Annotated in this window: 23 protein-coding genes, 1 pseudogene and 1 other annotated feature; of the genes and pseudogenes, 17 read left to right on the forward strand and 7 right to left on the reverse strand. The window is 37.6% G+C overall.

The genetic code is table 11. The annotated features are described in order from the left end of the window. Positions 1-20: 20 nt before the first annotated feature. The 10 genes from ACIQYS_RS18815 (at position 21) to ACIQYS_RS18860 (ending at position 11,147) form a co-directional block, all read left to right on the forward strand. A complete protein-coding gene (locus ACIQYS_RS18815; RefSeq protein ID WP_402983380.1) occupies positions 21-947 on the forward strand; it encodes an ABC transporter permease in 927 nt (308 codons plus the stop codon). Positions 948-950: 3 nt separating this feature from the next. Next, positions 951-1,892, forward strand: coding sequence for an ABC transporter permease (locus ACIQYS_RS18820; protein WP_402983383.1), 942 nt, complete (start codon positions 951-953; stop codon positions 1,890-1,892). 13 nt (positions 1,893-1,905) lie between these two features. Continuing rightward, the gene (locus tag ACIQYS_RS18825) at positions 1,906-2,949 is read left to right on the forward strand and encodes an ABC transporter ATP-binding protein (protein ID WP_402983386.1); all 1,044 of its coding nucleotides are present in this window, start codon (positions 1,906-1,908) and stop codon (positions 2,947-2,949) included. After that, positions 2,946-3,896, forward strand: coding sequence for an ABC transporter ATP-binding protein (locus tag ACIQYS_RS18830; RefSeq protein WP_402983389.1), 951 nt, complete (start codon positions 2,946-2,948; stop codon positions 3,894-3,896). Before ACIQYS_RS18825 ends, ACIQYS_RS18830 begins: the two co-directional genes overlap by 4 nt. Positions 3,897-3,922: 26 nt before the next feature. Further along, positions 3,923-5,551 carry a peptide ABC transporter substrate-binding protein gene (locus ACIQYS_RS18835; RefSeq protein WP_402983392.1) on the forward strand — a complete coding sequence of 543 codons (1,629 nt, stop codon included), beginning with the start codon at positions 3,923-3,925 and terminating at the stop codon, positions 5,549-5,551. Positions 5,552-5,709: 158 nt separating this feature from the next. Then, positions 5,710-6,087: a DUF3899 domain-containing protein gene (locus ACIQYS_RS18840; RefSeq protein ID WP_402983395.1), complete on the forward strand. Its 378-nt coding sequence runs from the start codon at positions 5,710-5,712 to the stop codon at positions 6,085-6,087. 52 nt (positions 6,088-6,139) lie between these two features. Beyond that, positions 6,140-7,927: a S9 family peptidase gene (locus ACIQYS_RS18845; protein WP_402983398.1), complete on the forward strand. Its 1,788-nt coding sequence runs from the start codon at positions 6,140-6,142 to the stop codon at positions 7,925-7,927. 296 nt (positions 7,928-8,223) lie between these two features. After that, on the forward strand, positions 8,224-8,343 hold the full coding sequence (locus tag ACIQYS_RS18850; RefSeq protein ID WP_402983401.1) for an AbgT family transporter: 120 nt from the start codon (positions 8,224-8,226) through the stop codon (positions 8,341-8,343). 56 nt (positions 8,344-8,399) lie between these two features. After that, positions 8,400-9,710: an amidohydrolase gene (locus ACIQYS_RS18855; protein ID WP_402983404.1), complete on the forward strand. Its 1,311-nt coding sequence runs from the start codon at positions 8,400-8,402 to the stop codon at positions 9,708-9,710. Further along, entirely contained in the window at positions 9,711-11,147 is a 1,437-nt protein-coding gene (locus ACIQYS_RS18860) for a M20 family metallopeptidase (RefSeq protein ID WP_402983407.1), read from the forward strand. A gap of 101 nt (positions 11,148-11,248) precedes the next feature. Here the strand turns inward: ACIQYS_RS18860 and ACIQYS_RS18865 are convergent, their stop codons facing one another. From ACIQYS_RS18865 to ACIQYS_RS18885, 5 genes are all read right to left on the reverse strand, one after another. Next, on the reverse strand, positions 11,249-11,713 hold the full coding sequence (locus tag ACIQYS_RS18865; protein WP_402983410.1) for a PepSY domain-containing protein: 465 nt from the start codon (positions 11,711-11,713) through the stop codon (positions 11,249-11,251). 181 nt (positions 11,714-11,894) lie between these two features. Continuing rightward, a complete protein-coding gene (locus ACIQYS_RS18870; RefSeq protein ID WP_402983413.1) occupies positions 11,895-12,461 on the reverse strand; it encodes a PepSY domain-containing protein in 567 nt (188 codons plus the stop codon). Positions 12,462-12,542: 81 nt separating this feature from the next. After that, the gene (locus ACIQYS_RS18875) at positions 12,543-13,901 is read right to left on the reverse strand and encodes a sensor histidine kinase (RefSeq protein ID WP_402983416.1); all 1,359 of its coding nucleotides are present in this window, start codon (positions 13,899-13,901) and stop codon (positions 12,543-12,545) included. Further along, positions 13,898-14,599, reverse strand: coding sequence for a response regulator transcription factor (locus tag ACIQYS_RS18880; protein WP_402983419.1), 702 nt, complete (start codon positions 14,597-14,599; stop codon positions 13,898-13,900). The genes ACIQYS_RS18875 and ACIQYS_RS18880 overlap by 4 nt, the downstream gene beginning before the upstream one ends. Before the next feature lie 355 nt (positions 14,600-14,954). After that, the gene (locus ACIQYS_RS18885) at positions 14,955-15,725 is read right to left on the reverse strand and encodes a hypothetical protein (protein WP_402983422.1); all 771 of its coding nucleotides are present in this window, start codon (positions 15,723-15,725) and stop codon (positions 14,955-14,957) included. Between the two features lie 366 nt (positions 15,726-16,091). Here ACIQYS_RS18885 and ACIQYS_RS18890 point away from each other — a divergent pair, with 366 nt between their 5' ends. The 4 genes from ACIQYS_RS18890 (at position 16,092) to ACIQYS_RS18905 (ending at position 19,051) form a co-directional block, all read left to right on the forward strand. Further along, positions 16,092-16,733, forward strand: a complete 642-nt coding sequence (locus ACIQYS_RS18890; protein WP_402983425.1) for a YIP1 family protein — start codon at positions 16,092-16,094, stop codon at positions 16,731-16,733. A 100-nt stretch (positions 16,734-16,833) separates the two neighbouring features. Beyond that, the gene (locus ACIQYS_RS18895; RefSeq protein WP_402983428.1) at positions 16,834-17,535 is read left to right on the forward strand and encodes a Type 1 glutamine amidotransferase-like domain-containing protein; all 702 of its coding nucleotides are present in this window, start codon (positions 16,834-16,836) and stop codon (positions 17,533-17,535) included. Positions 17,536-17,609: 74 nt separating this feature from the next. Continuing rightward, complete coding sequence (locus ACIQYS_RS18900) at positions 17,610-18,797, forward strand: MFS transporter (RefSeq protein ID WP_402983431.1); 1,188 nt, start codon at positions 17,610-17,612, stop codon at positions 18,795-18,797. Positions 18,798-18,856: 59 nt separating this feature from the next. Then, positions 18,857-19,051 (forward strand): hypothetical protein, encoded by a 195-nt coding sequence (locus ACIQYS_RS18905; RefSeq protein WP_402983434.1) that lies wholly within the window; start codon positions 18,857-18,859, stop codon positions 19,049-19,051. Between the two features lie 126 nt (positions 19,052-19,177). Here the strand turns inward: ACIQYS_RS18905 and ACIQYS_RS18910 are convergent. After that, positions 19,178-19,276: pseudogene (locus ACIQYS_RS18910) on the reverse strand (TerD family protein); the annotation flags it as partial. Next, the gene (gene brnQ / locus ACIQYS_RS18915; protein WP_402983437.1) at positions 19,277-20,602 is read right to left on the reverse strand and encodes a branched-chain amino acid transport system II carrier protein; all 1,326 of its coding nucleotides are present in this window, start codon (positions 20,600-20,602) and stop codon (positions 19,277-19,279) included. A gap of 68 nt (positions 20,603-20,670) precedes the next feature. Further along, positions 20,671-20,923, reverse strand: a binding site (T-box leader). A 161-nt stretch (positions 20,924-21,084) separates the two neighbouring features. Here brnQ and ACIQYS_RS18920 point away from each other — a divergent pair. The 3 genes from ACIQYS_RS18920 (at position 21,085) to ACIQYS_RS18930 (ending at position 26,452) form a co-directional block, all read left to right on the forward strand. Further along, complete coding sequence (locus ACIQYS_RS18920; protein WP_402983440.1) at positions 21,085-23,424, forward strand: helix-turn-helix domain-containing protein; 2,340 nt, start codon at positions 21,085-21,087, stop codon at positions 23,422-23,424. A 353-nt stretch (positions 23,425-23,777) separates the two neighbouring features. Continuing rightward, positions 23,778-25,175: an MFS transporter gene (locus ACIQYS_RS18925; RefSeq protein WP_402983443.1), complete on the forward strand. Its 1,398-nt coding sequence runs from the start codon at positions 23,778-23,780 to the stop codon at positions 25,173-25,175. A gap of 95 nt (positions 25,176-25,270) precedes the next feature. Further along, positions 25,271-26,452: an amidohydrolase gene (locus ACIQYS_RS18930; RefSeq protein WP_402983446.1), complete on the forward strand. Its 1,182-nt coding sequence runs from the start codon at positions 25,271-25,273 to the stop codon at positions 26,450-26,452. Positions 26,453-26,762: the final 310 nt, after the last annotated feature.

A 26,762-nucleotide genomic window follows, 5' to 3' on the forward strand; every position in this document is an offset into this window, starting at 1 on the left:
TAATGGAGGTGTAAATAAGTATGTATATTGTGAAAAGATTTATCACAATGCTTCTTACCATCTGGGTCATTGCGTCATTGACATTTTTAATAATGAAAATGATCCCAGGAGATCCATTTGCATCGGATGCAGATGTACTGCCTGAAGAGGTAGTAGAAAATATGAGAGCCAAGTATAACTTAGACGAATCGGTTCCTGTGCAATACGTGTTATATTTAAAAAATTTAATAATGCTGGATTTGGGACCATCCATTAAATCGGAAACTCGAACCGTAAATGACATTATATTGTCCGGATTTCCAGCCTCAGCAACTCTTGGGATGCAAGCAATCATTGTGGCGCTGGTATTTGGGCTATTGCTAGGGATTATTGCAGCCTTAAATCATAATAGATTTCTTGATAATGCATCTATGATTTTTGCCATCATCGGTATATCGGTACCTAGTTTTATATTATCTCCATTACTTATCAATTTCTTTGCAGTGAAATGGGGCGTTCTCCCTGTAGCTTCGTGGGGAACGTGGCAGCATTCAGTATTACCGACTTTGGCACTTGCAACTACACCATTAGCGGTCATTGCTCGATATATGCGTTCCAGCATGCTGGAGGTAATGAACCAAAACTATATTAAAACCGCAGATGCAAAGGGATTATCTACCATTAAAATTGTGCTTAATCATGGAGTTCGAAATGCCATTTTACCGGTCGTATCCTTCATTGGTCCATTATTTGTCTCGTTAATTACAGGTACATTTGTTATTGAAAAAATATTTGCAGTCCCAGGTATTGGTAAATACTTCGTGGATAGTATATTTAATCGTGATTATCCCGTTATCATGGGGACAACCGTGTTCTTCAGTTTAATCTTAGTTGTCACTCTATTTTTAATCGATATCTCCTACCGTTTTATTGATCCTAGAATTAAATTGACAAGCGAGGGGGATTAGCAGATGGAAAAAGTAATAAACGATTCCTTGTTTCGTCCAGTAGATCCAAAAAAGTTGGATAAAGATGAAATCCAACGTCCAAGCTTAGGGGTTTGGAAGGAAACCTTTATAAGTATCCTTAAAAACAAATTAGCTATTGTAGGACTCTTTCTTTTAGTCGTAATTATCTTGTTAGCTCTTTTTGGACCCTTGATGGTTCCGCATAGTGGCTCCCAACAAAATCTAACCAATACCAATGAGGCACCGTCAGGTGAGCATTGGTTTGGCACAGATAACTTAGGTCGTGATATGTGGACTCGTACCTGGGAAGGCGCAAGGGTATCTTTAACCATTGGATTTGTAGCAGCCATAATTGATTTAGTTTTAGGGGTAGTGGTCGGTGGCGTTTCCGGTTATATGGCGGGAAGAGGAAAAGCAGGAGATCGCGTTGACAGTGCGTTAATGAGAATTGTAGAAATTTTATACGGAATTCCGTATTTGCTCGTAGTAATTCTTTTAATGGTGATCATGGAGCCTGGTATAACAACTATTATCATAGCTTTATCTATTACGGGCTGGGTAGGAATGGCGAGAATTATAAGAGGACAAATTTTGCAGCTAAAATCCCAAGAGTACATTTTAGCAGCAGAAAAACTAGGAACTTCCCATGTCAAAATCATTACACGTCACTTATTGCCAAATACAATGGGAATTATCATTATTAATTTAACTTTTACAATTCCCACAGCCATTTTTGCAGAGGCCTTTCTGAGTTTCTTAGGCCTGGGGGTACAAGCTCCGTTTGCAAGCTGGGGAACAATGGCTAATGATTCGCTTGGTGTAATTTTAAGTGGACATTGGTGGAGATTGTTTTTTCCAGGATTTATGATTGCATTGACTATGTTTGCATTTAATGCCTTTGGAGATGGAATACAAGATGCACTCGATCCAAGAGCGCGTAAGTAGGAGGTACTAAACAATGAGTCATTTATTAGAAGTAAACAATTTAGAAATAAATTTTAAAACATATGGCGGGGAAGTAAAGGCAGTTCGAGATGTTTCTTTTCATGTGGACAAAGGGGAAGTAGTTGCTATCGTTGGTGAAAGTGGAAGCGGCAAAAGTGTCACTGTCCAATCTATTATGGGACTAATCCCCACACCGCCCGGCATTATTAAAGGTGGCAGTATTAAATTCCAAGGAAAAGAGCTGCTGAGAGCTTCTAAAAGGGAAATGCGGAAAGTAAAAGGGTCTAAAATCGGCATGATCTTTCAGGATCCGATGACTTCATTAAATCCAACCATGATTGTGGGTAAACAGATTGCCGAAGGGCTCATTACCCATCAAAAATTATCAAAGCAAGCGGCAAAAACAAAAGCAGTCGATATGATTAGACAGGTTGGAATTCCAAATCCTGAGGAACGCTATAATCAATACCCTCACGAATTCAGTGGTGGGATGAGACAACGAGTAATGATTGCGATAGCCCTTGCCTGTAATCCAGAATTGCTTATTGCGGATGAGCCAACCACGGCCCTGGATGTAACAATTCAAGCACAAGTTTTGGAATTAATGAAGGATTTACAGAAGGAAATGCAAACGGCCATTATTCTCATTACACATGATTTAGGTGTTGTTGCGGAAACTGCTCAACGCGTAATGGTGATGTATGGAGGAATCATGGTCGAAAGTGCATCCGTTTTCGATTTATTCGAAAACCCAAAACACCCATATACATGGGGGTTACTGAACTCCATTCCAAACGTTGAAGGAACCGAGAAGAAACAGCTCATACCGATAGAAGGATCTCCACCCGATCTTTTTGCTCCTCCGAAGGGCTGCCCATTTGCACCACGATGCAAGTATGCTATGGACATATGTGTAGAAGAAATGCCAGGTGATTACCAAATTGATGAGGGGCATTCTGCAAGATGCTGGCTAAATGATTCTCGAGCACCTCAAGTTGAAAGGCCTATTGCCATTAAAAATGATGAAGCAGTTGCAGTTGGGAGTGGGGCAAAATGACTGGGAATTTGGTGGAAATCCAATCGTTGAAAAAGTATTTTCAAATAAAAAAAGATGTAACGGTAAAATCAGTGGATGATATCTCTTTCTTCATTCGAAAAGGAGAGACGTTTGGTCTCGTTGGTGAGAGTGGAAGTGGCAAGTCCACTTTAGGGAAAACACTCGTTGGTCTTCATGGTCCATCTGATGGAAATATAATTTACAACGGTCAAAATGTTATGCAGCTAAATAAAGAAATGAAAAGAAATGTGAATAAGGAAATGCAGATCATATTCCAGGATCCTCATGCATCCCTTAACCCTCGAATGCGAGTAGGCGACATTATTGCTGAAGGAATCGACGCATATAAGCTGTTTAGTGGAAAAGAACGTTCAAATCGAATTTATGAATTATTAGAGCGTGTCGGTCTTAGTCCAGGGCATGCCAAACGCTTCCCTCATGAATTCAGTGGGGGACAAAGACAACGAATTGGCATAGCGCGTGCTTTGGCAGTCGAACCTAAATTTATCGTTGCAGATGAGCCTATTTCTGCACTTGATGTCTCCATTCAGGCACAGGTTATTAACTTGTTGGAAGACTTAAAGGTAACTGAAGATTTAACCTATCTATTTATCGCTCATGACCTAGGCATGGTAAAACATATTAGTGATAGAATCGGCGTGATGTATTTAGGCAAGATGATGGAGTTAAGCAACAGTGATGATATGTTCACGAATCCATTACATCCTTATACACAGGCATTATTATCGGCTATACCGAAAACAAATCCACGAGCTGCGAAAAGAGATCGTCTTGTGCTTGCTGGTGATCCACCTAGTCCGACTAATCCTCCAAGTGGTTGTCGTTTCCGAACAAGGTGCCCACATGCGATGGAAATATGTGCATTGCAAGAGCCACAATGGAAAGAGATTGAGGATGAGCATTGGACTGCTTGTCATTTATATTAAATATACTAGAAAGTAGGGGAAATGTAATGAAAAAATGGTTATTTTCTTTGGGAATAGTATTAGCAATATCCTCTGTTTTGGCGGGATGTTATGGTGGAGGAGCAGATGGTGAATCCGCTGGAGAGAAAAAAGGCAAAGGAGACATCAAGCAAGAAATTGTCGTAAATGCGATGACTGAACCTCCTGCAATTGATCCTGCTAAGGCAACAGATACAACTTCTGGTTGGGTACTAGATCATATCTTTGAAGGATTGTATACGCGTGATAAGGAAGGGAAGCCGGTTTTAGGAGTGGCAAAAGATGTAGAGGTATCGGATGATGGAGCAACTTATACTTTTACACTACGTGACGATGCAAAGTGGTCAGATGGTTCCCAAGTAACTGCAGGCGATTTCGAATATGCCTGGAAAAGAGTATTAAATCCCGAAACTGGAAGTGCGTTTTCGTTTTACCTGTACTATATTAAAGGCGCAGAAGACTACAACAAAGGCAAAGGCGCAGCCGAAAATGTTGGGATAACTGCCCTTGATGATACAACTCTTGAAGTGCAGCTGAATTCTCCATTAGGTTACTTTGATAGCTTACTTACATTATGGACATTCTATCCAGTTCAACAAAAACTAGTTGAAGGTAATGCAGACTGGGCTGCAGAAGCAAACACCTACGTTAGTAATGGACCTTATAAAATGACGGGGTGGAAGCACGAAAGTAATGTTGTGGTTGAAAAGAACAATGAATACTATGAAAAAGACGTAGTGAAATTAGACAAAGTGACTTTTCAAATAGTAAATGAAGCCACTACTTATTATCAAATGTTCAAAACAGGTGAACTAGATTTAATCAGCACATTACCAAGCGATGTACTTACAAGTGAGAAAGAAAATGAAGCATACCACGAAGTTCCTTACTATGGAACATATATGTATATGTTCAATGTTGAAAAAGAACCATTTACAAATGCAAAAGTTCGTAAAGCCTTTGCAATGTCAATTGACCGTAAATCCTTGACGGAAAATGTAACATTAGGTGGTGAAACTCCAGCATATGCAATGGTTCCTGAAGGTGCCGACACACCAGAGGGAGATTTCCGTAAAGTCGGCGGAGATTATTTTGAAGAAAATGCAGAGGAAGCCAAAAAACTTTTGGCAGAAGGTATGGCAGAAGAAGGCTGGACTGAGCTTCCAGAGGTAACATTGATATATAACACAGCTGAAAACCATAAAAAAATCGCAGAAGCAGTACAGGAAATGATCGGTAAAAATTTAGGAGTGAAGCTTAAATTAAGTAACCAAGAGTGGGGCACTTATTTGGAAACAACGAAACAAGGTAACTTCCAAATGGCTCGTATGGGATGGATTGGCATTTTCCTTGATCCGGTCGTAAATCTTGACTACTATTTAGGCGATAGCCCAAACAACCGCACAGGATGGGTAAATGAAGAATATGATTCTATCATGGCCCAATCAAAAGTAGAGCAAGATGAAAATAAACGTTATGAACTTTTGCATCAAGCGGAAGAAGTATTGATGACGGATATGCCGTTTATGCCTGTGAATTTCTATAAATTCAATTACTTGGCTAACCCTGATTTTGAAAACATTGCTTATTACGTGAACCGCTATCCGAATTTAAAATGGGCAGAAAAAACGAAATAAGTTCTGTTTAATCCTAAATAGAGTGTTGTAAATTGATAAAGTCCCTTCGCCAGCATTTTGCCGAAAAGAGTGTAAGCTTTTCTAGGAAGACTTGGTTTTGAATGGGACTTTATCTTTTCTTTTTAAAAAAACTGAGATTAATTGTTAGAGGTGATAGGATGACTAGGTTTATTTTACTTACTAGCGGTATGGCTATAGTTTGGATAGGCTTCAAAGTGCTATTAAGTTGGACACTAATTGAATGGATCAATTACACGTTTCTATTCGGCTTAATCACTGCAATAATAACGGCTTGTATCAATATTTGGCAAACCAAATTTTTTAATTTGTTTACTAAAGGATTTCAATCATTGGGGCATTTTTTGATTCCTATTGGTAAGTCTAGATCACTTGAACGTGCGAATCAACAACTAGCTAATGATGCAAATTTAAATCAATTTAAGCAAAAACTAGCCAGAGTATTTTTTTTCACCATGTTTAGTCTATCTGCCTCCTCTATTTTTGTATGTGTAATTGGATTAGTAATTTTCTATTAGATGAAATATATTCATCGTTGTAGGTTCTATTTTTTAAAAGGAGATGAAAGTAATGATAAATTCGAATCAAGCTTTGTTTAGGTATTTAAATGTCCGTGGGGCTTTCCAGCCACAAGTACTTCCAAATCAACAAGCCCTTACATTTATATCAAAAGAAACAGGGATTCCTCAAGTCTGGAAGTGGGATGCCACAACAACACAAATTCAGCAATACTCCGACTTACCTGACCGGGTTCTATCGGTTCACCATTCTCCGTCAGGAAAGCAAACGATTGTAGGAATAGATGAACATGGGAATGAAAAACAGCAATTGTACATATTGCATGAAAACAGCTTAAATGCACAGGAACTTGTAGTATCAAAGGAACATTTTCATCAGTTTGGCGGCTGGTCACCTGACGAGAGCAAAATTGCTTTTACAAGTAATCGTCGTCATCCGGGCTACTTCGATATATTTATCATAGATTTGGAGACAAAAACGGAGGAAGTTGTTTATCAAGTGGATGGCAATTGTACGCCTATTGCTTGGACAAAGGATGGAGAGCAATTAATCCTCAGTATGCCGGATACGAATATTGATCAATCCTATTACATACTAAACTTAAAGAAGAAAGAGCTTCATAAACTCTTTGAAGGAAGTGCTTTAGCTAGATATCAATCGCTTCAGCAGAGTAAGAATGGAGAGGGTGGATTCCTTCTAACCGACCTTGATCAGAACACTTTAGGTATCCATCAATTTACTTTTAAAGGATCTTCCGAATTGCAACAACTTCTATTAATCGACAAATGGGATATTGAAGAAATTAAGTTGTCCCCAGATAGTTCTTTACTAGCTTTTACAATAAACGAAGGTGGATTCTCTCGACTTGGAATCTATGATGTGACAAAGCAAACGCATCATTTCATAGAAAATGTTCCAAATGGTGTGGTCGATTCCTTGACTTGGCTTAATGATAATGAGCTATGTTTTGGACTAAAAAGTCCGATACTCCCAGGAGATATTTGGAAGTTTTCATTGGAAGAAAGTCAAATAGAACGCATCACATTCATAGGTGAGGCAAAAGATGTTCAACATTTATGGCAGCAGCCAGAGCTTTGCACATTTTCTTCCTTTGATGGTTTGGAAGTACCGTACTTTTTATACGGTAAAACGGATAATGCTCAACCGTTAGTTGTGTATGTTCACGGAGGACCTGAGCATCAAATACGTGCTGAATATAATCCAGTCATTCAGTATCTTGCTGCGAATGGATTTGCGGTGGCTGCACCGAATGTGCGGGGAAGTATGGGGTATGGTCGAACATATGTAAAACTGGATGATGTAAGAAAGAGAATGGATTCTGTGGCAGATTTAAAATGGCTCGCCGAGGATCTGGTGAAAACGCATGGAGCTGACCCTAAACGAATAGGTATTATGGGTCGTAGCTATGGTGGATTTATGGTGTTGGCAGCACTGACGCATTATGCGGATATCTGGGCGGCAGGGGTAGATATTGTTGGAATTTCACATTTCAAATCATTCTTGGAAAATACCGGCTCATGGCGGAGAAAATTACGTGAATTTGAATATGGTTCATTAAAAGATGATGTCGATTTCTTCGAGGAAATAGCACCATTGAATCACACTGATAAGATAAAAGTACCTTTGCTCATTTTCCATGGAAGAAATGATACACGTGTGCCTGTTAGTGAAGCAGAGCAACTTGCGACTGATTTAAAAGAACAAGGAAAGCAAGTAGAACTATTTATTTTTGAGGATGAAGGTCATCAAACAGAAAAAATCGAAAATCATATTAAAATGAATACGCAAATTGTTCAATTTATGCAAGAGTTTTTATAAGTTAGTTTTGGAAAATTTTCAGAATATCGCTTTATATCTTTGGTTTATGTTAAACGGCAAAAATGATGTTTTGAGCTGTTGTATTTGAACAAGAAAAATACCAAAAGATATATAGGGAAACTAATTAATTCTATAAATAACATGTAAAATGAATTATAAAGAATTCATTTTACATATGAAAAAGATAAAGATTATTGTCTCTTTTATGATTAAAGGCACCAACTATTTTAACTTTCCTACTTTTTCATCTTTGGAGAATGAAATAAAAACCCATATTTTGCGATTATTTATCGTTCATGGATGTGTATGAAAAGGCAGGTATAGGTACGCTTATGTCAATTATAGTCCCGTATACTATAGCGTTTTTAATTGTTTGGATTATTTCGATGTTAATTTTTGCATTATTTGGAATTTAGATTGGACCGGGTGTTTCATTACATATGTAAATTACTTAATCTAAGGAGTGGTAAGGATGGATGTCTTTACAATGAATCCAAGTTTGGATGAGCAAATGCTTACATGGAGAAGAAATTTTCATCAATATCCCGAAGTAGGTTGGACAGAATTTCGCACTGCCTCCATTATCGCGCATGAATTAAGTCAATTAGGGTTTCAAGTGCAGGTAGGAAAAGATGTATTATCGGAAAGTAGGATGGGGGTACCTTCAGACGAACACTTAGCATTCTACTATGAGAAAGCTAAGGAGAACGGCGGTTACTTGGAGTACATGGAAAAGATGGTTGGGGGATATACGGGAGTAGTCGGAACCATTAAAGGGAAGAAAACAGGTCCAACCATCGCTTTCCGTTTTGATATGGATGCATTAGAAATAGAAGAATCTCCTGACTCTTCTCATATTCCCCAGCAATTTGGTTTTCGTTCTCAGTATGAAGGAAATATGCATGCTTGTGGTCATGATGCTCACTGTGCAATTGGTTTAGGTTTAGCGACCGTGCTTGCAAATAATACAGATCACATTGAGGGAACTATTAAAATCATCTTTCAGCCTGCTGAAGAAGGTGTTCGTGGTGCAAAATCGATGGTTGATGCTGGAGTAGTAGACGGGGTCGATTACTTTTTGGGTATGCATGTAGGAGCAGGTTCGCCGCTAGGTACAGTGATTGCGGGGACAAATGGATTTTTAGCGACAACTAAAATAAATGCAGAATTTCTCGGAAAAGCTGCACACGCAGGAGCAGAGCCTGAAAAGGGGAAAAATGCTTTACTTGCTGCTGCTTCAGCAATCTTAGGACTGCATGCGATTCCGCATCATAGTGGAGGTGCATCACGCATAAATGTAGGTACTTGTATAGCGGGAGATGGACGTAATATAGTACCAGCGCATGCTTCTTTACAACTTGAAACGCGTGGGGAAAATAGCGATGTACATATGTATGTTCATGAGCAAGCACTATCTGTGTTAGAAGGGGCATCGAATATGTATGGGACTGAACTTTCCTATGAAATAGTGGGGGCTGCCAAAACTTGCTCGTCTTCTGAAAAGTTAATAGAATTAGTTGCTAAAGCAGCTAGAAGCGTTCAGGGAGTAGAGGAGATCATTCCAAGTTCTAAATTTGCTGCTGGATCAGAGGATGCGACTTATATGATGGATCAAGTGCAAAAGCAAGGCGGACATGCTACATATGCAGTTTTTGGAACAACATTAGCAGCAGGGCATCATCACGAAAAATTCGATATTGACGAATCGGTCCTCTCTATCGCTTTGAACACTTGGCTAGAAACAATTGAACATGTTTATCAAAATGAGGGTGGGCAATTTTAAATGGATAATATGATAGATCTAATCGGTTCTTTAATAGAAGCAAAAAGTAAGGAAATTACTGAGTTAAGTGATCGAATTTGGGAAACGCCAGAAACACGTTTTCAAGAATATCAATCTGCCCAACTATTAAGCGATTTTTTGGAGGAGAATGGTTTTTTTGTAGAACGTGGAGTGGGAGGTATTGAAACAGCTTTTACAGCAACATTCGGCCAAGATAAACCGGTAATTGGGATACTTGGTGAATTTGATGCACTCTCAGGACTGAGCCAAAAAGAAGCTTCCGATGTAAGAGAAGCAATTGAGGAAAACGGAAATGGGCATGGCTGCGGTCATAACCTATTAGGGACTGCAGGAATTGCAGCAGTTATTGCATTAAAGCAACTTATAGAGGAAAAGAAAATTACTGGTTCTATTAAATACTTTGGATGTCCTGGAGAAGAAGGTGGATCAGGAAAAACTTATATGGTTCGTGAAGGTGTCTTTAACGATATTGATGTTGCGCTTACATGGCATCCAAACTCATATTCTGGTGTCTTTTCGTTTTCATCTCTTGCGAATTATCAAGTTTATTTCTCTTTTGAAGGGAAAGCATCGCATGCTGCGAATTCACCTCATCTAGGGCGAAGTGCATTGGACGCAATTGAGTTAATGAACGTTGGGGTTAATTACTTACGTGAACATATTATATCCGAAGCAAAAGTGCATTATGCTGTTACAAATACCGGTGGTTCTTCTCCAAACGTTGTTCAATCGGATGCGGAAGTATTGTATTTAATACGGGCTCCTCATATTAAAGAAGTAGAGGATATTTACCAACGTATTATTAATATTGCAGAAGGAGCGGCTTTGATGACCGAAACAAAGGTTACGGTACGCTTTGATAAGGCATGCTCTAATTACATTCCTAATGATACGTTAAATATGGTTTTGCAAGATAAGTTGGAAGCTTTTGGTTTGCCAAGTTACGACGAAAAAGAGCTTAGTTTTGCACGGAAAATGGCTAGTACTATTACATCAGAGGAAGTGGATACAGCAATTTTAGATGCAGAAAAACTATCTAATCATCAAATAACGGACCAATTTTATACACCAGATTACCCTTTTTTCAATGAGGTTGTCCCTTATGCTAAAACCCGTGAAGTAATGCAAGGCTCCACGGACGTAGGAGATGTTAGTTGGATTGTACCGACAGCCCAATTTTTCACGACATGTTTTGTAGCAGGGACTCCTCTCCACACGTGGCAACTTGTTTCACAAGGGAAAACATCTTTGGCTCATAAAGGATTATTATATGCTGGTAAAGTTCTTGCCGCTGGCGCAGTAGAGATTTTTGAAAATCCCAGGTTAATTGAAGGAGCAAAAGAAGAACTAGCTAAACAAACAAAAAATACTTATCAAAATCCATTACCAGAAGGCCTACAACCAAGCATGCAGTAGAACTTAACGTCAATTAGTTTAAAAGTTAATAAAAGGTACCAGACTATAATTATTAAACAGTCTGGTACCTTTTTCCATTACTAGTTAAATTAAATTTTTACTTAGTTGTCATCGTTATCATCATCTAAATCTATTTCTAGCACTTTGCCAGTAGTAGCGTCGATTGTAATCTCAGCTTCCGCTTTTTTTGTACGAATTTCTATTTCATATTCATATCTATTATCGTCTTCGTCCAATTCAACTTCAATGACTTCGCCGTTCACTTGTTTTTTAGCGATAGCAATAGCTTCTTTTTCAGTGATAAATGGTTTTGTAGATGTTGATTGTGCAACGGTTTTATTGATATGGTAGCTTTGTTTCTCATTTAATAAGTTGTTAGTATTGTCTGGACGGATTGTTTCAGTTGGATTTTTTAATGCAATTTCTTTTGCATTTGTAATACCTGCGAATTGTTTGCTTTCTAATGTGTTCATATTTTGATTGTGGTCTTGCGTATATGTGCTAATTCCGATTGCGCCGCCTATTAAAAGAGTTGTTGCTAATATACTATTTATTAATGCTGTCATTTTTGTTTCCTCCTAGGTTTGTTTTGTCTTACAGTTACTACTATAACTAGACAAAACAAAAAAACGGGGAATGGAAGGTTAAAATTCGGAGAGAAAATAACTTCGATTTTTTAGTAAAAGGAAAAAGCGACAGATACATCCTTAGTTTTGGATGTATCTGTCGCTTAATTGCTGGGGGCGATTAATCGTCCCAATTGACTGATTTTACTTCACCTGTGTATGCATCGACCTGGACGTCGGCTTCGCGGTTATCATCGCCGTTCTCGAATTCGATTTCCACTAGGTAATAAGGTGTTTGTCCGGGAACTTGGTGAAATTCTGTATCATCGATATCAGCCGTTCCTTTAAGATGTTTTTCTGCTATATCTATTGCTTCTTGTTCTGTTATTATGTTAATTTTGGCAGGTTCTTTTGGGGGTGCATGGTCTTCTTTTGATGTTTGCTGGGGTTGCTCCTGGACAGGTTTCCCGGTTTTTTCCGTTTGTACTAAAGACTTTACATCTCCGCTTTTGGCATCTATTTTAATAACATATACACCAGTTTCGAGCTTCATTTCTATTTGATATTCACTTTCTGTCTTTGTTGTTTTTATAATATCTCCAGGATATTTTTCGAGTACAACCGAATTCGCTTCTTCTTCTGTTAGTTCCTTTGCTGAGATAGAAGGCGCTAGCAATTGAAACCCGAAGATTAAACATACTACAAGGAGAACAACTCCTACTGGCCAAATCCATTTCTTATTCTTCATCCTATATCACTCCATGTAACAATTTGTTAGCCATAGTATATAACCCGAAAGTAAGAAAATGATGAGAAACAAGCGGTTATTTTATCCATTTTCTGGTGATTCGAAAAAAAGTGTAATAGTTGTCCCAAGGTTTTCCAAACTTTCCAGTTCAATTCGTATACCAATTGCTTCTGCTATTTGCTTTGCCATCGTAAGTCCTAAACCAGTTCCACCTTGTTTTCTGCTTCTTGCTTGGTCCACTCGGTAAAAACGGTCAAACACATGAGGCGCATCATGCTTTGGGATTCCCATTCCTTTATCTACAATTTGGATATATGTCTCATTTGATGTTTGGCCAACATGGATGCTGATTTGGTCCTCACTATATTTTCGAGCATTATCTAAAAAGATGTAAAGTAATTGTTTCAGTTTTTGTGCATCGGTGTAACCAGTTGTTATTTCGTTGCTTACAACTAATACTTTTCGTTGATAGGTATTTTGAAAAGTTTTAGCAGTTTCTGCTACAAGCTCTGTTACGTTTATTTGTTCCAATTGAATATTCCAATGCTCCTGCTGCCGTGCAAGTAGTAATAACTGCTCTGTCATTTCTCTCATCCGCACAGCTTCTGAGTGTATGGCATCAATAGATTCTTCAAATAAGTCGGGTCTTTCTAAGCCTCTTCGTTTTAGAAGATCCGCATAGTTTTCAATGATTGTCAGTGGAGTTCTTAATTCGTGTGAAGCATTGGAGACGAATTGTTCTTGTTTTTCAAAGTTGGATTGGAGTATATCAATCATACGATTAAATGTTTCTCCCATTTCCACTAGTTCACTTTCCGAAGTTTTTTCTAGTTCTAGTCTTTTAAATTGAGCACTCTTTTGAATATCCTTCATCGTATTAATCATGGATCTAATTGGTTCAATTATTAAATTGCTCAAAACTCTACTAGACAGAAAAACAGGAATCATAGCGATAACCGTTACAACAATTAGCACGATACGTAGTATGTTAAGCATCTCGTCTGTTGCCTGAATACTGCTAGTTACTTGAAGGTTGACAATACTTCCATCGCTCCAAACGATAGGGTAGGAGACGAACACATATCGCTTGTTTTCAAAATTGATTATTTCACTAGTTTCGCCAGCAAAAAAACGAGTAGGGCGCGTTTCTAATCTTGCCTCAGAAGGGCTAGTGATCTTTGCGTTACTCATTAAATCGTTTTTCAATACTTGGATCATTCCATCAACTGGGACATAGGCAAGAAGGAGCTGATTGGGTGCAATACGATCAGTTGTGTTACCGATATCTGTAACAATCTTTTCGATGCTAGCCTCAGCTCTATCGAGTTCATTTGCCATCATTAAGTGACTGAAAAGAAAATATATAGAAGCGTTCATGAGAATTAATAAAACAATAAATAACACAGAAGTATATAAATTAATCTTATTTCGAAGTTTCATGTAACATCCTTTAAGACATAGCCAACGCCTCTTACTGTATGAATTAGTTGCTGATCATAATTGGCGTCCACTTTTTTTCGAAGATAACGAATATATACATCGACTATTTTTGTTTCACCATCATAATCATAGCCCCAAACTGCTTCTAAAATTTGATCGCGATCTAAAACTTGTCGCTTGTTTTTTAATAAATATAAAAGTAAGTCATATTCTTTTGGAGTTAAGTCAATATCACTTTTTAGACGTATCACTTCTCGTGTTTTTTCGTTTACTTTTAAATCGCCGGCATGGAGCCATTCATCATCTTCTATTGTTATCGAATTTGCAACTTGGCTCATTCGTAAAACAGCTCGAATTCTTGCGAGTAATTCTTCCATCCGAAACGGTTTCGTTATATAATCATTGGCGCCGAGATCAAGACCAGATACTTTGTCCTCAATAGAATCTTTAGCTGTTAACAAAATAACAGGAATTAGGGAATCCTTTAAACGAATGCGACGAAGTAACTCAATTCCACTCATTCCGGGTAGCATGACATCTAATAAAATTAAGTCCCATTTCCTAGAGAGATACACTTCTAGCGCATCGATTCCATTTGCAGCTTTCCCTAATTCATATCCTTCAATTTCTAATTCAATTTCCAGGAATCTTAAAATCTTCTCTTCATCTTCTACAATTAGTATGGATTCTTTCGTCAATAGTCATTTCACCTCGCGATTATTATTTCCTCCCCTAGTTGAGTTATGTATATAACTCAATTACTGCGCGTTGAGCGTACGTAATTAAGTTGTTCATTCTTGTTCAATTTAAAAGAAAGATCTATAAATTAAGCAGGGAAACTAACTAGGGCGATTGCATAGCAATTTGCAACAACCAATCCACCCTCAGCTTATCTAAAGTAAGCAAGGTAGTCGCTTCGTCTAAAGTGATAAATCGAAATACATCTTTATTAAAATCATTAACAACAATTTCGTTTACTCGAAAGAAAGTAAATGAATCATATAGTTTTTGTGGAAAGGAAACGCAGGCTATTTGATGAATAGTCTGCTTTTCCTATTCCCAATGAATAGTGTCGATATTTTGGAGCGGAATAGATATTGTTTCAGTCCCATTTGAAAAAGTAGCGATATCCGTTTCATTATTTACAAATACTAAACTTTCTAATGGTATAGCCACTCCTCCGACTATTACTTGTTTGATTGGATAGTTAGGAGGTAAGGAGCATAAAAGTGTACGTATGCTTTCTTTTACTTGTAAGACTTTTTCTACTAATATTTTTACTTCTTCAAAAGCTTCCTCTAGCTGTAATTCTAGCTGTTTCATGTTTTTTAGCATGATTTCATTCATTTTCTCGAGGGTGTCTTGTTTCTCCATAGCTGTTTTATTATATAGTTCGTGTTTGTTCACGCTTTGCTGCAGGCGGTTTAATAATTCATACTGACTATGGGATCGTCTTGTGAATAGCTTATTAAATCCATCCTGCTTGTTTATATATTCATTCATAGTATGAAGGGAACGTTCTTGTTTTTTTATATAGCTTCTATAACTATTGGATGTACGAGCCATTTCAAGAAAAATATCTTTTAGATGCAAATAATTTTGTCGCTGGCTTCTTTTTTGAAGGTTAAAAGCTTTTTCTTGTTTACGAATATCTTCTAGTATAGTTTGATATGACTTTTCAAGTTGTGTAATACAGTTCATCAAATGTAGATTAACTGCTTTTTGTTCTTCTAAGGAATCTTTATATTGGTTCGTCACAAAACGACCCTGATCCTTATTCATTGCAAGTGCTGCGGAAAATAATTGTACTTTCGATTCTTTCATTTCTACATACCCCTTTTAATAGTAACTGGTCGTCATACCCTATTTTATGTACCTTCTCCTTTTTGAGTGAAGAATTAGCTGTAGCCCATTCAGTGTAAAGCAGGTTTTTTAGTGAGGCTCCTATCGAAGATTTGAATTTTAGGAGGAAATTGGTGATTTGTGTCGAATAAATACGTAATCGAATCAATTTCATAATAGGGAACTAAATATTGAAATCCGAACAAAGTGGATTTCCGTTCCAATCAACGTAATAGCACACGAGTTTTCAGTTACATGAAGCGTTTATAAAAGTAGCTCTATCCATTAAATAAAATTGGTTGCATTGGCATATTTTAAAAGAGAAAGAAATTCGTTGGGGGGATTAGAATGAGAGAGGAAGAAATGGAAACGCTAAATCCGTTTTTCACTATTTGGCTTTCTACAAGAAAAACGATTCGCTATGTGCTTGATTATAAGGATTTAAGATATTCTCTTATAATAGCAGCAGTTGCAGGTATACCAAATGCGATTGGTGCAATAGGTGAATGGGAAAAAAAATTTGATATTTCATTGTGGCTAGTACTAATTGGAATTATTTTGCTTGGTCCGCTATTAAGTTTAATTGGTTTACCGATTGGAGCAGCTATATACACTTTCGTTGGAAAATGGTTCGGTGGTACTGGGAAATTCAAAGAAATGGTTCAAGCAATAGGGATAAATATGATTCCTATTATTTGGATGACACCTTACTATATACTATCTGCAATTATTGCTCGCAATGGATTTGCAGACATGACAACTGGGCCAATATCAGCGAGTGCAATTGGATGGTCTCTATTTTCGTTTTTTATCATGACTGCATTTGGAATTTGGATGATTATTATTCAAAGTAAAGCGATTGGTGAAGTCCATCAGTTTTCCAGTTGGAAAGGGTTTGCAACGCTAATTATTCCATCGATTATTATAGGAATGATTGTGTTTATCATTATGTTAATCTTTATCTTTTCATTTATAGGAGGACCATACTAGAAGTATCTAAGGACTTGAACTAGTTTAAGTTCAAGTTCTTTTTAACTTCATATAGATTTTTATTATTATTAAAGTGAGAATTACATAGGAGGATAACGAAATGAGACAAATTATTGCAATGGGGGGCGGCGGTTTTTCAATGGAACCGGAAAACCCGTTATTAGATCGATACATCTTGAAGCAATCTTCAAAAAAAAGACCCAAAATTTGTTTTATCGGAACGGCTAGTGGGGATGCAGATAGTTATATTGAAAAGTTTTATCATTTTTTTCAACAAGAAGAATGTGCACCGACACATTTATCTTTATTTAAACCTCCTACGCGTGATATCAAGAAATTTATCCTGGAACAGGACATTTTATATGTAGGTGGAGGTAATACAAAAAATCTAATGGTTCTTTGGAAAGAGTGGGAACTAGATATCGCGATTCGACAAGCTTATAACAATGGAACGATTTTATCAGGTATTAGTGCCGGCTCGCTTTGCTGGTTTGAAGAAGGGGTGACGGATTCATACGGAGACAAACTTGAACCTATTTCATGTCTTGGTTTAATAAGTGGGAGCAATTGTCCACATTACGATGGAGAGGAAGATAGACGTCCTGTTTATCAAAAGCTCATCAAAGAAGGAGTCATAGGGCCAGGATACGCTGCGGATGATGGAGTTGCCCTACATTTTATAAACGAAAAATTAAAAGATGTAGTGAGCTCTCGTCCACAAGCAAATGGATATCATGTGGATAATGGCTTAGAAACAAAGTTATCCACAGCGTATTTAGGAAGATTAAAAGAAGAAAGATGATTCCTGAACATAAACCGAAATACTTTGAAATAATAAATAGTAATTTGTAGTTTTGATAAGAGGCGATTTTACAAATGGATTATATACAAAAAGGAACGAGAGATTTTAGAAAGACAAATTTGGCCTTGTTTGCTGCAGGATTAATTACGTTCGCAAATTTATATAGTACGCAGGCAGTACTTCCGGAGTTTTCGAAGGAATTTCATATTTCACCGGCAGTGGCGAGTTTGTCCTTATCCCTTGCGACTTTTGCATTAGCAATTAGTCTCGTCATATTCGGTTCACTTTCAGAATCTTGGGGACGCAAACGATTGATGACGCTTTCTATTGTTTCAGCATCTGTATTAACGTTGGCGATTGCCTTTTCACCGAGTTTTGAACTACTGCTTGCTCTAAGGGTCATTCAAGGAATTGTATTTGCAGGTCTTCCGGCTATTGCGATGGCATACTTAGGGGAAGAAGTGGAGGCAAGGAGTCTCGGAGTTGCCATGGGGCTTTATATAAGTGGAAACTCTGTAGGAGGATTAGCTGGTCGTATCATTATGGGAACGATGACCGACTTGTTTAACTGGCAAGTTGGAATGATCTTTCTTGGAGTTCTTAGTATTGTGATTAGCATTTGCTTTGTTGTTGCCTTGCCTAATTCCAAACATTTTGAACCGCGAAAATTACAGTTTAAAGCGTTGGCAAGTTCGCTAATAGCCCATTTGAGAGATCCAGGAATGTTATATCTTTACGGTATTGGTTTTACATTGATGGCGAGTTTTGTTACCTTGTATAACTACATTAGTTTTAAGCTACTTGGTCCACCGTATTCATTGAGTACAACGATTGTTGGTTGGATTTTCATTATTTATTTAGTGGGAACGTTCAGTTCTACATGGTTTGGTAGCCTTGCAGATCGGTATGGGCGCCCTAAAGTCTTGATAGCGAGTATTCTTATTATGTTTACCGGTAGTCTAATTACGCTTGATATTCACTTAGTACTAAAAATTGTTGGGATTACGATCTTTACTTTTGGTTTTTTTGGAGCGCATTCTATTGCAAGTGGTTGGGTGAGTCGCCAAGCTAAGCATGATAGGGCACAAGCTTCCTCGCTTTATTTATTCTTTTATTATTTCGGTTCGAGTATCGGTGGAACTGCAGGTGGGTTTTTTTGGTCCAGATTTGGCTGGAGTGGGGTAATTAGCCTAATTGCTTGCTTTCTTCTAGGTGCCATTGTTCTTTCGTACTGTCTTCGTCGATTTTCAGTACATGAATGAAAAAGGGTTTACTAGCCATATTAAAAACGTACGATTGATATGAAAGGGTGGTTTATAATATGTCTAGTGAAAATTATAAAAAAGCAAGTAAATACACGAATTCGTTAAATCCGAGCGCTAAAAACAAAGACGTGAAAGAAGAAATTTCGATTGAGCTAGCTGAATTTGATAGCTTGCTGCCTAAGCAAGAGCCAATGACGCCGAATCAACGCAAAGAGGGTATGGCGGATAAAATGTACAAAGATAAAGGTTAATCAGGATCAAGAAATGGGGTATCCACAAGTCATTATTGACGAGGTGGGCCCCAATTTTCTTGTTAGTTTAGCCAAAATTCATTAATTAATGCAGCTAAACCGCCTTGGAAGCCGCACCGATTGCATTGAAGGAACAAGAGGTAATTTTACAAGTAATTGTTCGTCATCTCCATCGCCGACTCCAGTACGGTTATCCCCATTGTGGATAACTGAGACGTCTTCACTTTACTCTTCGAAAGATTGTTTAGTGATCGTTACTGACTTTCTTGTTGTTACGTGTATTCCGTAACCAATTATGGTCCCGATGAATGCTGGAATAATCCAGCCTAGACCAAGTGCTGCAAATGGCAAATAGCTCATATAAGTATCAACAATTCCAAAAGTGAACCCAAATGCTTTCAATCCATCATACAAAGCGACTATTCCCGTAAAAATCATTGCAAAAATGTAAACGTATGATGAGCCTCCAAATAACGGATGAAATAAAGAAATCACGATTAACACAATTGTTAAGGAGTACGTGGCTACTAAAAATGGAACACTCACCGATAAAATAGTATTTAGTCCAAAGTTCGCAACCCCAAAACTAATGAGTGTAAAAAACAATGCAATCTTTTTGTAGCTCACTTTTGGAACTAATGAATGAAAATAGTTGCCACAAGCAGAGACTAGTCCTACACAAGTAGTAAAGCAAGCTAAAACGAAAATAATGCCTAACAGTATATTTCCCCATGGGCCAAACAGTAATAAGGAAGCAGATGAAAGAAGAATGCTTCCATTTTCAAATGATTCTAACCCTGCCATTTTTACGCCGATATAACCTAAAGAACAATACACAACAGTGAGTAATAGCCCTGCTAGAAGCCCGGCTTTTAGCATTTCTCTTCGTATCTTTTTTCCGTCCGAAACTCCTTGTCGCTTCAATGTATTGATAATAACAATTCCGAACGCCAGTGCAGCAAGAGCATCCATTGTGTTATAGCCTTCCAAAAATCCTTTTAGAAAAGGAGAATGTACATATTCTGGAGTGACAGGGTTCAATGCTCCATTTTTTAATTGTATAAAGCCAGCCACAACTAATAAAAACATACTTAGTAATAAAAGAGGGGTAATGATTTTCCCCATGAGATCCACCATTTTGTTTTGGTTTAAGCTTACTAAAAAGACAAGAAAGAAGAACACTGCTATAAAAATGACTAAAGCAAAGGGTGAATCAGGAACAAAAGGTTTTAATCCCATTTCATATGCAAGGGAGGCATTTCGTGGAATAGCTAGAAATGGACCAAGTGATAAATAGACGATAAGGGTAAAAATAATTCCGAAAACAGGATGTACTCTGCTAGCTAGTGTACGAACCCCGCCTTCGACAAACGATAATGCAGTCAATACAAGTAGCGGTAGCCCAACTGCAGTTACGATAAATCCAGTAATAGCAAGCGGGAAGTTTGTCCCTGCATTTGCTCCTAAGAAAGGTGGAAATATAAGATTTCCAGCTCCAAAAAACATCGAAAATAACATTAATCCAACAAATAACGTTTTAGATTTACTCATTTCATTCACTCCTTCAACATAATAATCCATATTCAGTGAAAAAAGGCACAAAAAAAACTCGCCCCTATAAAAGGGACGAGATTACTCGCGATACCACCCTAATTCTGGAAATGTGTCTATCACAAATATTCCAGCACTCAGCCAACGTACTAACATACGTGATCCCATGGTAACGGGGGATAAACCGGCAAAATCTACTAATGGTTCAACTTTGCTTCTCCGAGACTACTTCCGAAATGGGCTTAAACATCGACTTTCAGCAAACGTCGACTCTCTATAGATTAAGAAACCATTCATACTTGTTCTCTTCAACGAATTTGGATTGCTTCAAATCATAGCAATTGAAAAGTAAACTGTCAATACCAAGTGGGAAGTTGTATTATTCAAATAATTATTAGTCTCGGTATAATGAAATGGTATATGTTGCGCAAGATACTTCTATGTGAGTAAGATGACGATAAGAAGTTTAGGAGGTGATCATCATGGATGAGCAATTAAAGGATTTTCATCTACGAATACAGAAAATCGGTCATGTTGACCGAGAAGTGAATCGTGGGATTGAATTTGTTTTAGTAATCGAAGGTAAGCTTACGATTGAAACGAACAGTCGAATCTATCAGATGAAAGAAAAAGATTTGCTTGTCATTAATAGAAACGAGTTTTTTGAAATGAATGGAAATAAAGAGAATAGTGTTCTACGGTTCACCATTTCTGATTCGTATATGGATCAATCCTATTCAGAGTACCGACACCAACGATTTGAATGCTTTTCACAGGACATTGACATCGGTCGAGAAGCGTTAATGGACCAACTTCGCACATTTTTTGGTGAAATGGTCATTATATACTTCCGTAAAGACGATATTTACACGATTGAAATGCAACGGATAGTGAGTGAGATTCTTCTTATACTCATTCGTCGTTTCAAAGAGGAAGGAAAGGCATTAGGACAGCTAGATGCTAAAGATGATAGGATTGTACAGCTTATTGATTTTTTGGAGAGACATTATCGAGAACAAATTACGCTAGAACAGATGGCTCATAAGCTATATATGTCACCAGGGTATTTGTCGCGATATTTCAAGCGGAAAATGGGAGTAGGATTTAGTCGTTTTTTGATGGATATTCGATTGAAGCATAGTGTGAAGGACTTACTTTATACGTCAAATTCCATTGCTTCTATCGCTATGAACAATGGTTTTCCAAACACAAAGTCCTTTACGAGTTTTTTTAAAGAAGTTTATGAGGAAACACCAAAAGTATATCGAGAACGTCATATAAAAGAGAAAGTAAGCATTAGCAAAACAGTTAGCATAAAAGGTGTTGAAACTCTCACTAACTCATCCGATATTTTTCTTCAATTAGGTTCCCTGCTTGCTGAAACGGATAAAACATACAGCAATACAGAAACTCGTTTTGAGGAGCTCAATATCGATGTATCCATTCCGACAAATGACAAAATTAATCGTCCAGATCATGTCTTAATAATTCGGGAATTAAAAGAGCTTTTAAAAGAAGATATACGTGAGCAAGTATTAGCGGTAAAAGATGATTTGCGGCTTAGCTATATAGGGATTCAGAACTTAATCAGTAGTGCTACTTTTCTTCCTAATGTTGAAACAGATGAAACCATTGCTACTTCTTCCCCTTATTTTAAAGCAGATATGACGATTAACTTTTTAAAAAAGCATGAACTTGCCATATTTAGCCGCGTTAGATATCAGGATATTTCGGCTGATGAAGGGGTGTATTTTAAAAGATTGGAGGGTTTTTTACGACATTGTCTCCAAGTGTACGGTGAATCTTATGTTAGTAAGTGGCATGTTCTCTTTTATGAATCGTCTATTACAGCGGTTGAAAGCAAAGAGCTACGTCGTATGTATACCAAACTGTATAACACTATTAAAAACATTGTACCTGGGATGCAGATCGGTGTGTATTTACCATTCTCCTATGCGGATGAAAAAACAAGCGAACAGCATATGTGGATCTTACAAGAAAATGAACGCTTTGATTTTATTGGGTTCCATGCCAATCAAAATGAAGTAATAGATTTTGAAGAAACGAGTAGTGATCGATTTTTACTTGCAAAAGACTATATTAAAGAAAAAACGAACAAAGTGAAATACTATTTGAAGCAGCATCATATCGATAAACCACTCCATTTAGTAACGTGGAATACGCTATCCGGAAATACACGTTATACAAATGGAACGTTTTTTCGAGGGGCATTAGTGTTAAAGAGTGCATGGGATATTTCAAACGATGTCCATTCACTCGCATTCTGGATTAATACTGAACTGCATGAAGTGGATGATCAACATCATCGCATCCAATTAGAAGGAATGGAATTGTTTCATTATTTTAATGGGAAACGTCCAGCTTTTTACGCTATGTTGTTTGCAGAAAAACTTACGGGAAGCATTATCGCACAAGGATCGGATTTCATCATGACGCAATATGAGGGAGGCTATCAATTAATACTGATGAATTGTATTAATGTAAACCCGTATTTCTCTATAGAAGACGCTTTTTTGAAGAAGTTAAATAAAGATATACGAGTCATTATCACAGGCCTGGAGCATGGAGAATATCAAGTTCGCAAGTATACGTATGATAAAGACAATGGAGCACTTTATACAAATTGGTGGAATTTAGGAAGTAAACATGGAGTAGATATAGAAATTGCGGAATACATTAATCGTTTAAGTCATCCTTCTTTGCAAATTTTTGACGAAAAAATAGATGGGGACTGGTCGTTTTATTCATATTTAACGATTAACGCCATTCATTTCTATGATATACGTAAGTCTTATATATAATAATCTCATTACAAAATATCTTTTAACGCCAGGGGATGCTAACATAGCGTCCCTTGGTTTTTTTGTGCGAAGGAACGAACGGAACAGTAACAAGCATGCTTCGGAAAAGGTAAAATATTAACTGTTTTTTTTGTACCTTTCATTTCACTAAACAAAATAATGTCCATCTTTTGAAAGAAAGGCATCAAAAAAAGCATGATGATGAAAAGATTTTTCTTTTAGAATATAACTATAGGAAGCTTACCTAACAATCATAATAAAAGGCCTTGAATATATTCTTAATTATTATGTATGAATCTGAACTTTTAACAAATAATCAATAAATAGTGACACAAATTAAAGGAGTGTACGTTATGGAAACAACCTACAAAGGTACAAATAAAATGATCACAGGAATTGTGTTTGGTGTTCTTACATTCTGGCTATTTGCACAAGCATTGCTAAATGTTGTTCCTTCTGTTCAAAAAGATTTGGGCGTTTCACTTGGTACAGTGAACATTGCCATTAGTTTAACGTCCTTGTTCTCAGGATTGTTTATCGTTGCTGCTGGAGGACTTGCAGATAAAATTGGCCGTAAAAAGATGGCTAATATTGGTTTTATTTTAAGTATAATTGGTTCACTTTGTCTAGTTTTAGCTCACGGACCCGTATTGCTCATTATTGGACGTATCTTTACAGGATTTTCGGGTGCAGCTATTATGCCATCAACAATCGCCTTAATGAAAGCTTATTTTGAGGGAGCAGATCGCCAGCGTGCTCTAAGTTTCTGGTCCATCGGTTCTTGGGGAGGAACAGGGATTGCCTCATTTTTAGGTGGTGCCATTGCCTCATCTTTGGGATGGAGATGGATTTTCATCATTTCTATCATCGTTGCCATTATTGGTATGCTTCTATTGAAAGATACACCAGAAAGTAAACAAAAATCTGAGGGTGCTTTTAAATTCGATTACACTGGATTAATCATTTTTATCATCACCATGCTTGCTTTGAATGTATATATTAATTTCGGAGCCACTCTTGGATGGACAAGCCCAATTTCCATTGTTCTTATCGTTGTCACAATCATAGGCTTGCTTGTTTTCATAAAAGTTGAAAGTGGTAAAAAGATCGCACTGATTGACTTTGGTGTATTTAAAAATAAGGCATATACTGGTGCGACGATTTCTAATTTCTTGTTAAATGCAACTGCTGGTGCGATAGTTGTAGCTAATACGTATGTACAAGTAGGTCGTGGAATGAATTCATTCCAAGCAGGTTTGTTATCACTAGGTTATCTAGTAGCTGTGCTTGTGATGATTCGTGTCGGAGAGAAAATATTACAAAAAGTAGGCGCAAAAAAACCAATGATCTGGGGTTCCATCATTACGACAATTGGTGTGGCATTGATGGGCTTAACTTTCTTACCAGGTGTAGGTTATATAATTTCTGAATTCATTGGATTTACACTATTTGGTCTCGGACTTGGATTTTATGCGACTCCATCAACGGATACATCTGTATCGAATGCTCCTGCTGACAAAGTAGGGCAAGCAGCTGGAGTTTATAAAATGGCAAGCTCACTTGGTGGTGCATTCGGCGTTGCGATTTCCGCAGCTACTTATGGTGCAATCGCAACAAGTGGAAATCTTGAATCAGCCGGTGCAATTGGTATGGCCGTAAATGTTATATTTGGTATAATTTCAATACTATCTATTATCTTTTTGGTGCCAAATGATGCGGGTAAAACATCTAATGCACCTCAACATAAATAAGCTTGAAACCAAGCTGTAGAATAATTAGCAATTGGAAATGTAAAACGCGCCACATTTAGTGGCGCTTACGAAAATAATAAATAGGTGGTTAGATCATGAAAAGTGAATTAATGGAAATGTTAGAATCTCGCAAGGATGAAATAATTGAAATTCGCCGCTATTTACATGAGAATCCCGAGTTATCCTTTAAAGAAGAAAAAACAGCTCAATATATTGCAGACTTCTATAAAGGCAAAGATGTTGAAATTCAAACGAATGTTGGAAATGGCTACGGTATCATCGTTACGATCAAAGGTAGTAAACCTGGTAAAACAATTGGGCTTCGTGCAGATTTTGATGCACTCCCAATTGTGGAAGAAACACCAGTACCATTTAAGTCAAAAAACGAAGGTGTCATGCATGCTTGTGGTCATGATGGGCATACAGCGTATTTATTAGTATTAGCAGATTGCTTAATCCAATTGAAATCAGAGCTATCTGGAACGATTAAAATAATCCATCAACATGCCGAAGAGGTTCCACCAGGTGGTGCAAAAAGTATTGTAGAATCTGGGCTACTTGATGATGTAGATGAAGTGTATGGGATTCACTTGCTTCCAATGGGGCCAGCAGGATTAGTTGGCTATCACGCAGGGTATGCATTCAATGGAAGAGCGTACATGAAATTGAAAATACAAGGTAGAGGTGGACATGGTTCCTCTCCACATTTAGCAAATGATGCGATTGTTGCAGGTGCTCATTTTGTTACTGCAATTCAAACGGTAATTAGTCGCAGATTAAGCCCATTTGAAATTGGCGTAATAACTATTGGTTCTTTTGATGGGAAAGGTACATTTAATGTCATTAAAGACAGCGTAGAGCTAGAAGGTGACATTCGTTATATGACGGATGAAACGAAAGAAAAGATCGAAAAAGAAGTAAAACGTCTTGTTAAAGGGTTAGAGGAAGAGTTCGGCGTTACTTGTGAATTAATGTATGAGATGGATTATCCGCCCGTATACAATAATCCTGAATTGACAGCGAAAGTGGCTGAGACACTTAAAAATGCAAATGATCCACATATTAAAGAAGTAAAAGAATTCCCAGCACTTGCTCCATCGGAAGACTTTGCTTATTATGCGAAAGCATTCCCATCATGCTTCTTCTATATTGGTTGTACACCTGAAGGCGTGGAAGATCCATACTTTAATCACCATCCAAAGTTCGATATAGATGAAGCGTCATTGTTAGTCGCAGCAAAAGCTGTAGGACTAGTTGTATGTAGTACGCAAGAATAAAAAAGTAAGGCTATCTCTAAAGTTTATTTTGACTTAAGAGATAGCCTTTTAATATTACTATGGCATGTGAATAACTTTCTCTCAACAATAGAAGGCATATCACTATATAGAGAAACTGCGTCGTAAGGTGACTGCTATGATTTTCGCAGCAGTCGGACGCTTTCCGCCGGGTAAGAGATGAGCCTTCACCGCCGCTACGCGTACGTTGTGAAGTCTCATCTGTCTCACCAGAGGAACGAAGGCTAAGAGCGCCACATCGTGTGGCAACGCCTTCGTGACCAACATCCTGTTGGCCTCCGCTGGAGTCGCC

Origin of the sequence: Psychrobacillus sp. NPDC096426, assembly GCF_044762745.1 — a bacterium.
Classification (GTDB): domain Bacteria; phylum Bacillota; class Bacilli; order Bacillales_A; family Planococcaceae; genus Psychrobacillus.

Bases quoted from the DNA above. Each gene is read 5' to 3' on its own strand.
- ACIQYS_RS18835 (WP_402983392.1), top strand. From the start codon at position 3,923: ATGAAAAAATGGTTATTTTCTTTGGGAATAGTATTAGCAATATCCTCT.
- ACIQYS_RS18890 (WP_402983425.1), top strand. From the start codon at position 16,092: ATGAGAGAGGAAGAAATGGAAACGCTAAATCCGTTTTTCACTATTTGG.
- ACIQYS_RS18885 (WP_402983422.1), bottom strand. From the start codon at position 15,725: ATGAAAGAATCGAAAGTACAATTATTTTCCGCAGCACTTGCAATGAAT.
- ACIQYS_RS18820 (WP_402983383.1), top strand. From the start codon at position 951: ATGGAAAAAGTAATAAACGATTCCTTGTTTCGTCCAGTAGATCCAAAA.
- ACIQYS_RS18825 (WP_402983386.1), top strand. From the start codon at position 1,906: ATGAGTCATTTATTAGAAGTAAACAATTTAGAAATAAATTTTAAAACA.
- ACIQYS_RS18920 (WP_402983440.1), top strand. From the start codon at position 21,085: ATGGATGAGCAATTAAAGGATTTTCATCTACGAATACAGAAAATCGGT.
- ACIQYS_RS18845 (WP_402983398.1), top strand. From the start codon at position 6,140: ATGATAAATTCGAATCAAGCTTTGTTTAGGTATTTAAATGTCCGTGGG.
- ACIQYS_RS18860 (WP_402983407.1), top strand. From the start codon at position 9,711: ATGGATAATATGATAGATCTAATCGGTTCTTTAATAGAAGCAAAAAGT.
- ACIQYS_RS18875 (WP_402983416.1), bottom strand. From the start codon at position 13,901: ATGAAACTTCGAAATAAGATTAATTTATATACTTCTGTGTTATTTATT.
- ACIQYS_RS18925 (WP_402983443.1), top strand. From the start codon at position 23,778: ATGGAAACAACCTACAAAGGTACAAATAAAATGATCACAGGAATTGTG.
- ACIQYS_RS18850 (WP_402983401.1), top strand. From the start codon at position 8,224: ATGGATGTGTATGAAAAGGCAGGTATAGGTACGCTTATGTCAATTATA.
- ACIQYS_RS18855 (WP_402983404.1), top strand. From the start codon at position 8,400: ATGGATGTCTTTACAATGAATCCAAGTTTGGATGAGCAAATGCTTACA.
- ACIQYS_RS18895 (WP_402983428.1), top strand. From the start codon at position 16,834: ATGAGACAAATTATTGCAATGGGGGGCGGCGGTTTTTCAATGGAACCG.
- brnQ (WP_402983437.1), bottom strand. From the start codon at position 20,602: ATGAGTAAATCTAAAACGTTATTTGTTGGATTAATGTTATTTTCGATG.
- ACIQYS_RS18905 (WP_402983434.1), top strand. From the start codon at position 18,857: ATGTCTAGTGAAAATTATAAAAAAGCAAGTAAATACACGAATTCGTTA.
- ACIQYS_RS18830 (WP_402983389.1), top strand. From the start codon at position 2,946: ATGACTGGGAATTTGGTGGAAATCCAATCGTTGAAAAAGTATTTTCAA.
- ACIQYS_RS18840 (WP_402983395.1), top strand. From the start codon at position 5,710: ATGACTAGGTTTATTTTACTTACTAGCGGTATGGCTATAGTTTGGATA.
- ACIQYS_RS18815 (WP_402983380.1), top strand. From the start codon at position 21: ATGTATATTGTGAAAAGATTTATCACAATGCTTCTTACCATCTGGGTC.
- ACIQYS_RS18865 (WP_402983410.1), bottom strand. From the start codon at position 11,713: ATGACAGCATTAATAAATAGTATATTAGCAACAACTCTTTTAATAGGC.
- ACIQYS_RS18930 (WP_402983446.1), top strand. From the start codon at position 25,271: ATGAAAAGTGAATTAATGGAAATGTTAGAATCTCGCAAGGATGAAATA.
- ACIQYS_RS18900 (WP_402983431.1), top strand. From the start codon at position 17,610: ATGGATTATATACAAAAAGGAACGAGAGATTTTAGAAAGACAAATTTG.
- ACIQYS_RS18870 (WP_402983413.1), bottom strand. From the start codon at position 12,461: ATGAAGAATAAGAAATGGATTTGGCCAGTAGGAGTTGTTCTCCTTGTA.